The sequence below is a fragment of the Floridaenema flaviceps BLCC-F50 genome (assembly GCF_041929275.2).
In the GTDB taxonomy this organism is placed as follows: Bacteria; Cyanobacteriota; Cyanobacteriia; order Cyanobacteriales; family Aerosakkonemataceae; genus Floridanema; species Floridanema flaviceps.
The window spans coordinates 492,298-504,754 of the sequence record NZ_JBHFNR020000001.1 but is presented as its reverse complement, the minus strand read 5'-3'; the positions used below and the strand labels follow the sequence as shown (position 1 = coordinate 504,754).

General features: G+C 38.6%; 15 protein-coding genes and 1 pseudogene. 4 read left to right on the top strand and 12 right to left on the bottom strand.

All coding sequences use genetic code 11. The annotated features are described in order from the left end of the window. Positions 1-35: 35 nt before the first annotated feature. A complete protein-coding gene (locus ACE1CI_RS02385) occupies positions 36-521 on the top strand; it encodes a hypothetical protein (protein WP_413268203.1) in 486 nt (161 codons plus the stop codon). A gap of 123 nt (positions 522-644) precedes the next feature. Here ACE1CI_RS02385 and ACE1CI_RS02380 read toward each other — a convergent pair whose 3' ends face one another. Next, entirely contained in the window at positions 645-2,114 is a 1,470-nt protein-coding gene (locus ACE1CI_RS02380) for an amidohydrolase family protein (RefSeq protein WP_496615196.1), read from the bottom strand. A gap of 190 nt (positions 2,115-2,304) precedes the next feature. Here ACE1CI_RS02380 and ACE1CI_RS02375 point away from each other — a divergent pair, with 190 nt between their 5' ends. Then, a complete protein-coding gene (locus ACE1CI_RS02375; protein ID WP_413268201.1) occupies positions 2,305-3,099 on the top strand; it encodes an aspartyl/asparaginyl beta-hydroxylase domain-containing protein in 795 nt (264 codons plus the stop codon). Positions 3,100-3,374: 275 nt separating this feature from the next. Here ACE1CI_RS02375 and ACE1CI_RS02370 read toward each other — a convergent pair whose 3' ends face one another. From ACE1CI_RS02370 to modA, 4 genes and pseudogenes are all read right to left on the bottom strand, one after another. Further along, positions 3,375-3,968, bottom strand: a complete 594-nt coding sequence (locus tag ACE1CI_RS02370; RefSeq protein WP_413268200.1) for a CBS domain-containing protein — start codon at positions 3,966-3,968, stop codon at positions 3,375-3,377. An 807-nt stretch (positions 3,969-4,775) separates the two neighbouring features. Beyond that, entirely contained in the window at positions 4,776-6,593 is a 1,818-nt protein-coding gene (gene modB, locus ACE1CI_RS02365; protein WP_413268199.1) for a molybdate ABC transporter permease subunit, read from the bottom strand. A 16-nt stretch (positions 6,594-6,609) separates the two neighbouring features. After that, positions 6,610-7,221: a cysteine dioxygenase family protein gene (locus tag ACE1CI_RS02360; protein WP_413268198.1), complete on the bottom strand. Its 612-nt coding sequence runs from the start codon at positions 7,219-7,221 to the stop codon at positions 6,610-6,612. 13 nt (positions 7,222-7,234) lie between these two features. Beyond that, a pseudogene (gene modA, locus ACE1CI_RS02355) lies at positions 7,235-8,033 on the bottom strand (molybdate ABC transporter substrate-binding protein). Positions 8,034-8,147: 114 nt separating this feature from the next. Here modA and ACE1CI_RS02350 point away from each other — a divergent pair. Beyond that, entirely contained in the window at positions 8,148-8,570 is a 423-nt protein-coding gene (locus ACE1CI_RS02350; protein ID WP_413268196.1) for a TOBE domain-containing protein, read from the top strand. An 85-nt stretch (positions 8,571-8,655) separates the two neighbouring features. Then, a complete protein-coding gene (locus tag ACE1CI_RS02345) occupies positions 8,656-8,865 on the top strand; it encodes a TOBE domain-containing protein (protein WP_413268195.1) in 210 nt (69 codons plus the stop codon). Between the two features lie 83 nt (positions 8,866-8,948). Here ACE1CI_RS02345 and ACE1CI_RS02340 read toward each other — a convergent pair whose 3' ends face one another. From ACE1CI_RS02340 to ACE1CI_RS02310, 7 genes are all read right to left on the bottom strand, one after another. Further along, positions 8,949-9,200 (bottom strand): FeoA family protein, encoded by a 252-nt coding sequence (locus ACE1CI_RS02340; RefSeq protein WP_413268194.1) that lies wholly within the window; start codon positions 9,198-9,200, stop codon positions 8,949-8,951. A gap of 266 nt (positions 9,201-9,466) precedes the next feature. Next, positions 9,467-9,811, bottom strand: a complete 345-nt coding sequence (locus ACE1CI_RS02335; protein WP_413268193.1) for a hypothetical protein — start codon at positions 9,809-9,811, stop codon at positions 9,467-9,469. A 337-nt stretch (positions 9,812-10,148) separates the two neighbouring features. Then, the gene (locus tag ACE1CI_RS02330; RefSeq protein WP_413268192.1) at positions 10,149-10,460 is read right to left on the bottom strand and encodes a 2Fe-2S iron-sulfur cluster-binding protein; all 312 of its coding nucleotides are present in this window, start codon (positions 10,458-10,460) and stop codon (positions 10,149-10,151) included. 48 nt (positions 10,461-10,508) lie between these two features. Continuing rightward, complete coding sequence (locus ACE1CI_RS02325; protein ID WP_413268191.1) at positions 10,509-10,883, bottom strand: HesB/IscA family protein; 375 nt, start codon at positions 10,881-10,883, stop codon at positions 10,509-10,511. A 219-nt stretch (positions 10,884-11,102) separates the two neighbouring features. Continuing rightward, entirely contained in the window at positions 11,103-11,852 is a 750-nt protein-coding gene (locus ACE1CI_RS02320) for a ThiF family adenylyltransferase (RefSeq protein ID WP_496615195.1), read from the bottom strand. A 15-nt stretch (positions 11,853-11,867) separates the two neighbouring features. Beyond that, positions 11,868-12,182: a nitrogenase-stabilizing/protective protein NifW gene (gene nifW, locus ACE1CI_RS02315; RefSeq protein ID WP_413268189.1), complete on the bottom strand. Its 315-nt coding sequence runs from the start codon at positions 12,180-12,182 to the stop codon at positions 11,868-11,870. Positions 12,183-12,184: 2 nt separating this feature from the next. Next, a complete protein-coding gene (locus ACE1CI_RS02310; RefSeq protein ID WP_413268188.1) occupies positions 12,185-12,412 on the bottom strand; it encodes a CCE_0567 family metalloprotein in 228 nt (75 codons plus the stop codon). Between the last annotated feature and the right edge of the window lie 45 nt (positions 12,413-12,457).

The following is a 12,457-nucleotide window of genomic DNA, read 5'->3' as shown; positions in this document are numbered from 1 at the left end:
CCCTACGTCTAACTCTCTCAATTAGGTCTTACGTTATGCAAGTTACAGATAGAAGTTTTTCTTGGTACGATGTTCCCGCCGAAGTTAAAGATTTGTTGGTTTTGGCGGCGAAAAATTGGGATAATACGGCAGAGTCGGAAAAGTATATTAATGATGCTTTAGCAAAAACTGATAATCCAGAAGTTCTAGTAACTGCTTATCGTTATTTTGTTTATAAGTATAAGTATCCGCAAGCTTTACAAGTAGTGGAAAAGTTAACTAATTTGATCAAAGATGCTCAAGAATTTCCTGATGATTGGGAAGAGTTGAAACCTATTTTATTAAGTCGATCGCAAGACCCTCAAGTTAGATTATTTCTCAATGCTTATGCTGCTTCGGGTTTTGTTTTAGCAAAAATGGGTGAACTGGAAAAGGCGAAAGAAGCGACGGCGCGAGTTAAGGAAGTTGATCCAAAAAATGAGTTTGGCGCATCGATTATTTTAGATATTTTGACTCGTCCGCCTGAAGAGGAAGAAGATTAAATTTCGCGCCAAGACAGGGCGAAGCATTCGGATTGTTATATCTTGGTTAAGTTTCAGGAATTGTCGCCCGAATGCTTCGCCCCTACACTATTTAATTGTCCAAGATATGAGTTAATTCAATCATTACGATCGCTTTAAATAAATCCCTTGAGGAGAACCGATTATTTGTGTGCGATCGAAAATCAAATTACCACGCAAAAATGTATTTTTCACTCTTCCTGTTAACTCCATTCCCTCAAAAGGAGTGTAACCTTGTTGGGAAAATGATTCCGCAGCACGCACAACAAAAGTTTCATTGGGATCTACTAAAACCAAATCAGCATCATAGCCTACAGCGATGTCTCCTTTTTGCGATAAGCCAAATCTTTGTGCGGGATTCCAACATAATAATTTTGCCATTTGATTGTAAGACATTCCTCGTTTGCTTCCTTCGCTAATCACGCCGGAAAGCAAATATTCTGTTCCACCAAAGCCAGATTTAGCTAACCATATATTATTCGGATCTCGCAAACTTGCTTTTTGTTCTGCTGAACAGCAAGCGTGATCGCTGACAATCCAATCTATCTGATTTTCTAATACTGCATTCCATAAAAATTCCACATCTTCACGGGGACGAATGGGGGGATTAACTTTAGCCCATTTACCTGTGGGCGCATTTACATCTAATAATAAATGACCGATCGTAACTTCTCGTTTAAAGTTGATGTGGGGAAAAGTTTTTTGCATCATTAACGCTGCTTCTACAGCTTTGCGAGAACTGAGATGCAGTAAATTAATGTTAACGCAGTTCGTTTCGTGCGCCAGATAAGATGCAATACAAATGGCTAATCCTTCGGAGTGGGGCGGACGAGCCGCGCTATAAGCATTAAGTCCGGTGAGGCTAGTATCTTGTTGCACAATTTTGGTGTAAGCATTGAGAATATCGGCTAGTTCACAATGCAAACTGAGGCTAATTTTGTTTTGTTTATCGGGGTAGCGTTCTCGTAGTTGGGACAATCCCCGCATGATAAATTCAAAGTGGGCTAAGTCGTAGCGATCGTCCTTATTAATCATTAAAAACAAATTTTGTTGATCCGACAATCCATGCAGACCATATCCACCATAAAACATAAAAATTTTGAAGGAAGCAACCCCATGTTCCTCAAATAACCACTGCATTTCTTCAATATGCTGTGGGCTAATTGGCGCGATATGATAACCGTAATCAACAAAAAAATTGCCCGCTGACAAAACCAACACTTCTGGGAAAAAATCCCTGTAAGAACCACCTTTATTCAGATAATACTGACCCGTGCGAATATAATTTAAAGTAGTAGTCACTCCCCCCATAGCTGCTGCTTTAGTTTCACTAATCGCATCTTGTTCAAGGGGTTGATAAATCCCGATGTGTGTATGAGCATCAACGACTCCGGGAAAACCGAGCAGATTTTGCGCGTCGAACACCTCTTTACCCTGTTCCGGGCTGATTTGCGGCGAAATCTGACTAAATTTACCATCCTTAATTCCCAAATCCAAACATTCAACCGATGATTGATTCGGACGAACTACACGGACATTTTTGATAATTCTATCTAGCAATAGAGTTTCAGACACAACGCCTCTTGTTACACTCAGTTAAACTAATTGTTTAAAATAAAACTTCTAGCATCAAAATTATATAGCAATCCCAAATCAATTGTAAAAATTCCTCCTTCTCCTCTCTCTGCGTCCTCTGCGTCTGGAGCGGTTCAAAAAAATCATTTAGACTCAAAATAACACTCACTCAAACTCAGGAGAAAAGACAATGACAACATTTACCGAATATAACTTAAACCCCAAACAATTTACTTTTCTGAACGAACTGCAAGAAAACTGGCAAGTAATTAGAGATGAATTCACCAACTTCAAGAATCAAGCATCGCAGGAAGAATTGCAGTTTAGCTTAGATGTAATGGGGCCCAAAAACAAAACCATTAAAACAAAAGGTAACTCCAAATATAGCGCTTTTGGGGTATTATTTCAAGGTAAGTTTATAGAAGAATATATTCGATCGCACCAAATCCCCTATCCCCATTACGAATCACAAGATGTACCGCAAAAAGCATTTGAATTAAGAGAAAAGTATTTTCCTCGGTTGAGTAGTGCGATCGCCAAAACCAACGAAATCACTGATAATGTTTTAAGAAACGTTTATTTTGGTACATTTCATCCAGGGTTAGACGTGAAACTTCATGTTAACTATAACCCACACATGAATCGGGGTTATTTAGGGTTAATTGTTCCGCCTGGAGATATAGCAATGAAAATATGCCATGATAAACTTTATTGGCATGAAGGCGAATTTTTAGTTTTAGATCATAGCTACCCTCATTGTCCCCATAATTACACCGATTATGACAGAACTGTTTTGGTTGTAGATTTCTTTAAAACTGATAAACCTAGAGCCGAAGTGAGTCAGTTTGAACAAGAATTAGTTAAAGAAAGAATGCAAGAAAATCCTTATAGTTTAGGGGTTTTTGGTAAAAATGATAAAGCTTCAGAAGAAGACTTTATTAAATATGGTTTAAGTCATCAGCTAGAATGGGATAAAGCATTGTAGGCAGATAAAAAACCTATCAAATTCTCAGTTTTGATAGGCAAAAAGTCAATGATTGGGTGATTTAAACAAAACCTAATAAGGAAAAACAAAAGGAAAAAGTTTCGTTTGTTGTAGCGACTTCAGTCGTACATTCCTCGGATAAAAGCACTAAAGTGCTCACAACGAACCAGGGATATGCTTTTTCCTTTTGTCTATCTCTAATTCCACTCAGTTTCAGCTGTTGGAGCGTGAAGGTAAGCCAACATCTTGGTGTTGTGAAACTGAGGGATTAGTTTTTAATTAACTGCTACTGCTTGTGGTTCTTGGAACTGTTCTCTGGCACTTTTTTCTGGTTTTGGTGCGCCATAAAATATCGCTTCTGCTTCGATTTCATCTACCAAATCCCAAGCATCTACCGCTTGTTCAGATTCAGCACCAAAATTAGCAGTAGTAGCACGAGCGTTGGAGATAGCTTTTTGCAGTTGTTGTTCTAAATATTCTAGTTTTGGTTGTTCGATGAAATCGCCTTTATTCAGGATATCAGTCACAGAAATTATACCAATTAATTCTCCTTGAATTACAGGCGCACGCCATACACCAGTATTAGCAAATAACCGGGCTACATATTCAACACCAAGGTCAGGATTAACTACGATACAAGGCTTACTCATTATTTCACAAACGCGCACTTGTTTGGGATCTTTTCCGTAGGCGACGACTTTGGCAATTACATCCGTTTCGGTAACTATACCATAAGCATCTTCTTCATTCCGAGCTTCCACAATTAACGCCCGCACTTCTTTCAATCTCATTAGTCTAACTGCTTGGGCTACTGTTGCAGAACCGCGAATAGTTGCTACGTCTTGGGTCATAATATCTTTAGCTTTCATGATTCACCGCTCCATAAATTAGATTTGTGAGTAAAAAACTTTACTCATTCGCCACAATTGTTACGAAATTGTCAAATTCCCTGAAAAGATTCGATATGATAGCAATAGGAACTTTACTTTTTGTTCAGCCCCTTCAGGCAACTTGGGTTTAGCCAAGTAACTGTTAGGGCAATTTTTTTTGGGAAGAATTACGCTTTTTTGCGATCGCATTTAAGAGAAAATCTCTTTTCCCTCTGAAATTAGGAACTAGCCCAGAATGCGTATATCTTCCTCAAGTTTTTACTCTTCAGGGCTTGGGTTGAGATTTTTGCATAAAATCTAGCCCACTGATATATTACCAGCAATTTATCTGTGGTACTCAATTTTATAGTTTAGAGTTTTAAATGTCAGGAAACAAGAACAGTTAGCGAAATAAAAAGTTATTTATGAACTATTTTATAAATTATTTATAATTAAAAACTACTCAAAAATACTAGTACCCCTACTAATATTAATTCCTCAAATTAGCTTGTTTATTGATGAAGACAAGAATTACGATCGCAACAAACAAACCAATTACAGATTATTTTAATATTTTGTTTGTCGGATTATTGTCAAGAATTCCTCTTAAAAAAGCCTCAAACAAGCAAGATCATTGATAATCTTTTTTAAAGAGTCCGAAAGCATTGCCACTATTCAACTGTAGCAGATCTAATTTAATCTTTAAGACTGTAACGAGGATAACTGATTAAATATTAGAGCAATTCTTCTGATTGTCAAATCAAAGAGTTTATGTATAAAGTACGTAGTTGCGCTTTAGCGCTCTTATCACTCTGACATCAGCATCAGTCTCAGCGGATGTAGATAAACTTGCCAAGGGAAGGGGCGATCTTTTAATTTTGCCCATTTTTCTTTGAAAACTTCCGCTTGTAAGTGGTAATCTTGGGGGCTGTTGGGAGGAGAATTGAGTTTGATATAAAGTGTCATTCGGTGTTGAGTTTCGCTGGTGTGAGCTAACCAACAGGGAAAGGAATTTTCTGTTTTTTCTTGGTTGGTATCTTTAGGAAAGCTAATTTGGTGGGCGCGAATTCCCACAAAAGCTAGGGATTCGGGAATTGGTTCAATTAATTTTAGGGTGCATCCCCAATCAATTGCTTCTATTTCTTGGGAAGTTTGAGCTACGGCACGAGAAAAGTTTTTACATCCGGTAATTTGAGCAGTGCGGAAAGTTCCGGGATGTTCAAAGATGTTTTGTTTGGAATCAGATGCGATCGCTTTTCCCCGATCGATCACCAACAAATTTTCACAAACTCGATAAGTTTCTTCTAAGTTATGGGAAACCATCAAAGTAACGCCGGGATATTCAGCTAAAACTAACTGTAATTGTTCTTCTAATTGCGCCCGTAAATAAGTATCAAGCGCGGAAAATGGCTCATCTAATAATAATACTTCGGGATTGCTGGCTAAGGCTCTGGCTAAAGCAACTCTTTGTTGTTCGCCTCCAGAAAGTTGACGGGGATAGCGATCGCCAAATCCCTCCAATCTTACTTTCGCCAATTGCGCGGTTACTAATTCTTTGATTCTAGTTTTAGGTGTGTTTTTCGGTAAACCAAAAGCGATATTTTGGGCGACTGTTAGATGAGGGAATAAAGCGTAATTTTGGAATAGGAAACCAACTTGGCGATCGCGAGAAGGTACATTAATCTTTTGTGCCGCATCAAACAACACTTTCCCATTTAAAACAATTCTTCCGCGATCGGGTGTTTCCATTCCGGCGATACAGCGCAGAATCATACTTTTCCCTGCACCAGATCCGCCTAATAAACCTAATGGGCGATCGCTACTCGTAAAACTCACATCTAAAGTAAAATCAGCTAATCTTTTTTGAATATCTACAAATAAACCGGAATTGTCGGTAGTTGGTAGTTGGTAGTTGGTAGTTGGAGTTATTTCTGTTGATTTGTTAATTCTGCCTATTTTTGACTTTTGTTTTCTTTTCTGTTCCCAAAAATTTACACTACTAATTGCAGAAAACGAAATGGCGATAATTGTTAAAGCCCAAATCCATGCTTCTTGATTTGCTCCTGCTTCTACGGAAAAATAGATGGCGATCGGCAAAGTTTGCGTTTGTCCGGGAATATTTCCTGCTAACATTAAAGTAGCGCCAAATTCACCCAAAGCGCGACAAAAAGCCAACGTTGCTCCCGCTAAAATTCCTGGTAGCGCCAAAGGAAAACTTACTCGCCAAAATATACTAAATTCTGAAGCTCCCAGAGTTCTAGCTACACTTGGTAAACTGTTATCAATTTGTTCAAAAGCTCCTAATGCAGTTTTATACATTAAGGGAAAAGCGACTACTGTTGAAGCAATTACTACAGCGTACCAAGTAAACACAATATCAATGTTTACTATCTGTAAAATTTTACCAATCGGGCCATTTTTTCCCAACAACATCAACAGTAAAAAACCCACAACTGTTGGTGGTAAAACTAAGGGAGAAACAAAGATACCTTCGATTATTGCTTTTCCTTTTCCCCGATAACCTAACATCCAATAAGCTGCTGCAATTCCCAGAAAGAAAGTTACGATCGTTGCTATAGAAGCAGTTTTTAAAGAAATCCACAAAGGGGATAAATCGTTAGGCATCGTTCTTTATACTATTTCAAAACTTTTTCGCCGTTGCCGTCTCCAAATCATATTCAAATCTGGTTTTACTATTAGTTTCACCGTAAATATTAAAAGTAATTGTTGGTTCGTCCCCGATCGCTTCTACGCTATGAATTGCGTTTGGGGTAAAACTAATAATGTCTCCAGGTTCTAAAATTTTTTCTCCCACTCTCTCAATTTGATCGGGAAATTCTGGGTTATTCGTTCTGCGCCAAAAGGTATTTTTTTCTCTACCTTTGATTACTGCTACTACTCCCCAAGTTCCGTGATTATGAATCGTAGAAACAGTACCCGGAGCGAAGGTAACTGTTTGCACTGTTAAGGGAAACCCGATTTCATCGTACAAAATTAATACGGAAGCGCCAGTTTGGGGAGAAGCTTCTGAATATTGAGTTTGTACCCAGTAAGAATTGAGGACTAACTGACGTACTAACCGACGGATTTCTGGTAATAAACTGCTTTCGTCTGAAGCTTGAATTATGGCATCTTCGACTTCTGTCAGAAAACGGTAGAAGCGATATTCTTCTCGTAATAATTCCCATTCTCTTACAGCTTTACAAGCTTGGCAGATGCCATCGTTAGTTAGTAACCAATCCGTCGCGTTCACTCAATTTTTACCCCTATTTAGCGATACCAAATCCGTATTTTGTAAAGATACTGCGGGCATTGGCACTCTGCAAAAATTGAGCATATTCCTTAGCAGCGGCTGCGTTTTTACTATTTTTTAGCACTGCCATTGGATAAACTACTGGAGAATGCAGATTTGCTGCCGCAGTTTCTACCACTTTTACTTGATCCGATATCTTGGCATCTGTAGCATAAACAACACCCGCATCGGCGTTTCCGCTTTCCACTGCTGCCAGAACATTGCGAACGCTGTTACCGTAGGTAAACTTGGGTTTTAGTTGGTCTAAAATTCCCAAATTCTTAAAGATTTCTTCGCTATATTGTCCTACTGGTACGCTGCGAGGTTCACCAACAGCAATCCGTTTGATGTTGGGAGATGTTAAACCTTTGAAACTGGTGACAGTATTGGAGTTTTTCGGCGCAATTAAAACAACAGTATTAGTTAGCAAATTACGTCTGGTTTCTGGTACAATCAGATTCTTTTGTTGTAAATCGTTCATCTGCTTTTGTGCGGCAGAAATGAATACATCCGCAGGGGCACCATTTTCAATTTGTTGGAGTAACGCGCCGGAAGCACCAAAGTTGTAATTAACTGTGACGTTTGGATTGGTTTTTTTGGTAAAGTGGTTTGATTTCGTCCAAAGCATCTTTTAAACTAGCCGCAGCAGAAACTATTATTGTAGAGTTACCTTGAGCGGCGATCGGTTTTTGATTCCACACCCCGATGCCAACTACTAAAATTAAGGCAGCAAGAATCCAACCAATAAAGGCAATAACTCGTCTTTTGGTCATTTTTCAGTAGATAAGTTTGTTTGGCTATGTCAGCTAAATGACTATTAGGACTGGCTGATTGGTATGATCGAGCCAAGAATGAAAATACTATACCAACAAAGTTGGTGAATGTCTATGCCCAGAAAAGAACAAGGTTGGATTACTTTTCAATCTTCGGAAGAAGAGCGCAATTTATTAGAGCAGTATTGCCAAGAATCGCAACGCTCTAAAACTGAAGTATTGCGGGAGTTAGTTCGCGGTTTAACTCAACAATGGCAAAAAGTTTCCCAAAATTCTTCTAGTGTAACAGAGGTAAAATCAACAGTTCCATCCACCTATCAAGTGTTGGGAATTAGCGCCCGCAACAACATTCGGGGTAAGGTGAAACAGGTGTTAATCGGCGATATCACCGCAGAAGTAATTGTAGAGATTGCCCCTAATGTAGAAATTGTATCTGTAATTACTAAATCTTCAGTGGAACGGTTTGCGATCGCGCCTGGAAAAGAAGTCTGCGTGGTAATTAAATCCTCAGATGTGATGATTGCCATAGAACAGTAAATGTTATCAAACCTTGACTTTATCAAATAAGTAGTGAATAATCTGCTACCATAACTGAGCAAGAAATCTACGCATAGGTAAAAAAATGAAAATTAGTGCTCGTAACACGCTTAAAGGTACAGTTAAACAAGTCATTCCCGGTGCAGTTAATACAGAAGTTGTTGTAGAACTTGCCCCTGGAGTAGAAGTAACATCTATTATCACCAAAGCTTCAGCTGAAAGCCTGGGAATTGAAGAAGGTAAGGAAGTTTATGCTGTGATAAAATCCTCAGATGTCATGGTAGCTGTCGATTAAAATATCAACTGCTGAGTGTAGTTTTTGTCTTTAGCTGAGAACTACCTCAGCGATTTTATCCTACACATTTTTTTGGTAATTTATTATTGATTAATTCGCACAACAATAGCACGGGCAATTTCTTTATCCAGTGCGATAGAAATATTGCCAACTTTAACAATAAAAGTAGGGTAACGCTGTTGCAGAGAAACAACACTTCCCAACTTAATTCCCATTGCTATAACTCTTTGAAGAGTAGTTTCGCTGAGATTACGAAAACTACTTACTACACCCTGTTCATCAGGTTCAAGCAACTCTAGGGAAGATAGACAAACCGTAAAACCTTGATTCAACATGACAGCACTAAGTTCAACAACAACTAAAACTTAGTATGATTTAAATTGTCTATTCTGCTTGTAATATAAACTACTATTTCCCAGAAATTTGCTGATTTTATCAATAATAAAAACCCCTTGTTCCTAATCTCAAAAACACATAACTACAATAGTAGTATTTTGAGTGAAAGATGGTCAGGGGCTAGAAAAAATGTGATTGATTATGACAATTATAAGCTAACATATAATTTACTAAATCAACTCAGGAGAAGAGAGCGATCGCAATATTATTTAAAGTGCGTCGCAATCCAGTATAATTCCATCCAAAGATGGGGGTTTTCTTGCTTCAATTGAGATAAAGGATCGCGCAATAACTTGGAAGCATTGAGACAAGTTACATCTACTAATCCCATATTTTCGGCAATATCTTTGAGCAAACTTTTCTCAGATTGTAATTCCGGGATTAGGTGATCTGGACAATATATAGTAATATAATAAAATCGTTTTTTTAGCCTTTTAACGGAAAATTCGACTACTTTTACATAGCAGCTTTGGAGTAATTTTCCTAATTTGGGGTGAATTCGATCGACTATCTTAGCAAACTCATGAGCTAAGTATTCTTCGCTAATCATTTTATTGGGGTTAAAACCGACAAGAGTGCGTAAGTATTTTTAGGGTGTCATGCTTGAAGGAAGTAAAACTTCTCGGAAAATTAGAGTAGATTTAACAGGTATAATTGATGGATTTGTCAAATTAACACTAATGAGTAAATAAATCAATATTTCCAAAGTAGCTAACAAATACCACCAAAAATGTTTCCTCATTTCATTCCTTCATCCATGTCAACTGACAGTAAAATGGTTTTAGATTTGAGAAAGAGCGATCGCAAATCTAAAAAGGGAATTTTAGAAGCCGTAGAATTTGCATAACAAACTACGACTTCTATGTAGAAAAAATGCGAACAGATTTTTAAACAAGATAAGCTTCTTGATGAGTCCGAATCGTACAATCAGAGAGAGGCTTAGCTACACAAAGTAGCACGTATTTCTTACCTAATTGCTCATCATCCAAGAAGCTTTGGTCTTCTTGATCAACCTCACCTTCCTCAATTTTACCAACGCAGCTAGAACAACCGCCAGATTTACAGGAAGACGGTAACTCTATATCTTGTTCTTCCGCCGCATCTAAAATATAAGTATCTTCATCGACCTCAATTGTTTGGTCAGATACGATATTTTTACCTTTTTTCTGAATCAAACGTACTTTGTAGGTAGTAGCCATTTTTGGAACCTCGGACAATTCTTCAATTCAAGTAATTTGCTCATCTAGTTAACTGCAAGAAGTACCAGCAGGAGTGCAATCTCCCACTTTAAAAGACTTACCGCAGCCACAAGAATCCGTTGCATTAGGATTGCTAAACTTAAACCCAGACTCAGTTAAACCATCAACAAAATCAATTTGGATTCCTTCCAATAAAGGCGCACTTGCTTTGTCAATGTAAAACAACACTTTGTCTTCTTCAAATACCAAATCATCAGGTGCAGATTCGCTGGTGATATTCATTTTATATTCGTAACCACTGCAACCACCATCACCTACTCCTAATCTCACAGCTTTCCGAGGCGCACTTGGATCTTCTGCATTAGAAGCTCTTAAGAAAGTGCGAAGACGAAGTGCTGCTTTTTCAGTTAAAGTAACTGTCATAAAATCTCCTTCAGATGATAGTAGGTGAAAGTGTACTAACGTAAGTTGCTAGTGAGTTCCAGCATTTTTGTTCGCGTAGCGTGCCGTAGGCAATCCCCCTAAATCCCCCTTAATAAGGGGGACTTTGAAATTAATGATGTTAATTCTGGTTCCCCCCTTTGTAAGGGGGGTTAGTCCTCTGGTTCCCCCCTTGTTAAGGGGGGTTAGGGGGGATCTCCACTAATGGCTATGATTGCCACAAACGGGACAATGAGGGTCATGGTAGGGGCGACGTTTGGCAAAATTTAGCCCTCCCAAATCCATCGTCAAAAGTTCAGATAACAGAGGCTTTTCAAAACCAGTAATTACCTTGATTGCTTCTAGGGTTGTCAAACAAGCTAGCGTTCCCGAAACTGCTCCTAAAACACCAAAACTGCGGCGATCCCAATCAGGTTTTTCGGGGAAAATACAAGATAAACAAGGAGTTTTTCCCGGAATAATTGTGGTTAAATAAGCCTCCATTCCATTCATCGCCGCCTCTACCATTGGCTTACGCCAACGCACACAAGCAGCATTCAATAAATCCCGTTCGTCAAAGTTATGAGCGCAGTCAAGAGCGACATCTGCCTGTAATACCAAAGAATCCACATTTTCTGGGGTGACATATTCAGGAATTGCCTCAATTTCTACATTTGGATTAATAGCAGAAAGGGTTTCCTTAGCTTTGAAAACTCTTGGTTTTCCTACCCAATCATCCGTCATTAAAATTTGACGGTTCATGTCATCTTGGCGCAATTCGCCACCCCGAACTAGGATCAGTCTACCAACTCCAGCCACCGCCAAATATAGCGCCGCCGTACCGCCTAATCCCCCTACACCTGTGACTAATACAGTTGCTTGGCGGAGTTTTTGTTGTCCTGCTTCTCCAAAATTAGGAAGCATCATTTGGCGATGGTAGGTTTCAATTTCCGTCGGTGTAAGGTTTAACATTTGAATTCTCCTGATTTATGCTTCTAACTCAGAGAGAAGAACCACATTTTTGGGCTTTTCTTTGAATACTTTGAACAATTTTTGTTCTACCCCTGAAGAAGTGATGAACAAGTTATAAGAATCGATCAGAGCATCCTTATATCTTTCTAATTTCTCTTCATCACTGTCATCAGGAAAATTAGTATCAATTTCAGCCATTAGGTGAGAGAATTTCTTCAAAATGTGCAAGCGGTTGACATTTACCAATTGCTGATCGTAAGGGAGTTGGAAAAACTGAAAATATTGTTCAGCATCAGTGAGTTTGCGAAATTCTGTTAAACTTTCTGTCATTTTTATTGCTCCCGTGCTTTTAGTTGTTTCTTCAGTTCATCTAGCTCGCAATAAAGCTCGTAAGTTCTAGAAGCTACTTCCATGATTTGCTCGAAATCAGTTGGTAAACCTTCTGCTAAATCATGAAGCTCCATTTTTAGTTGTCCACCTTTGCTATTGAGGCGTTTAATTTGAGTTTTTAACTCCTCAATGCTAGGTTGGCTGGAAGTTGCAACGTCTGCTTGCACCATAGTTTTTCTCCCTTTTAGTCAATCGAAAATTCAAAATCGAAAGTC

Bases quoted from the DNA above. Each gene is read 5' to 3' on its own strand.
- ACE1CI_RS02385 (WP_413268203.1), top strand. From the start codon at position 36: ATGCAAGTTACAGATAGAAGTTTTTCTTGGTACGATGTTCCCGCCGAA.
- ACE1CI_RS02375 (WP_413268201.1), top strand. From the start codon at position 2,305: ATGACAACATTTACCGAATATAACTTAAACCCCAAACAATTTACTTTT.
- ACE1CI_RS02370 (WP_413268200.1), bottom strand. From the start codon at position 3,968: ATGAAAGCTAAAGATATTATGACCCAAGACGTAGCAACTATTCGCGGT.
- modB (WP_413268199.1), bottom strand. From the start codon at position 6,593: ATGCCTAACGATTTATCCCCTTTGTGGATTTCTTTAAAAACTGCTTCT.
- ACE1CI_RS02350 (WP_413268196.1), top strand. From the start codon at position 8,148: ATGCCCAGAAAAGAACAAGGTTGGATTACTTTTCAATCTTCGGAAGAA.
- ACE1CI_RS02345 (WP_413268195.1), top strand. From the start codon at position 8,656: ATGAAAATTAGTGCTCGTAACACGCTTAAAGGTACAGTTAAACAAGTC.
- ACE1CI_RS02340 (WP_413268194.1), bottom strand. From the start codon at position 9,200: ATGTTGAATCAAGGTTTTACGGTTTGTCTATCTTCCCTAGAGTTGCTT.
- ACE1CI_RS02335 (WP_413268193.1), bottom strand. From the start codon at position 9,811: ATGATTAGCGAAGAATACTTAGCTCATGAGTTTGCTAAGATAGTCGAT.
- ACE1CI_RS02330 (WP_413268192.1), bottom strand. From the start codon at position 10,460: ATGGCTACTACCTACAAAGTACGTTTGATTCAGAAAAAAGGTAAAAAT.
- ACE1CI_RS02325 (WP_413268191.1), bottom strand. From the start codon at position 10,883: ATGACAGTTACTTTAACTGAAAAAGCAGCACTTCGTCTTCGCACTTTC.
- ACE1CI_RS02320 (WP_496615195.1), bottom strand. From the start codon at position 11,852: ATGTTAAACCTTACACCGACGGAAATTGAAACCTACCATCGCCAAATG.
- nifW (WP_413268189.1), bottom strand. From the start codon at position 12,182: ATGACAGAAAGTTTAACAGAATTTCGCAAACTCACTGATGCTGAACAA.
- ACE1CI_RS02310 (WP_413268188.1), bottom strand. From the start codon at position 12,412: ATGGTGCAAGCAGACGTTGCAACTTCCAGCCAACCTAGCATTGAGGAG.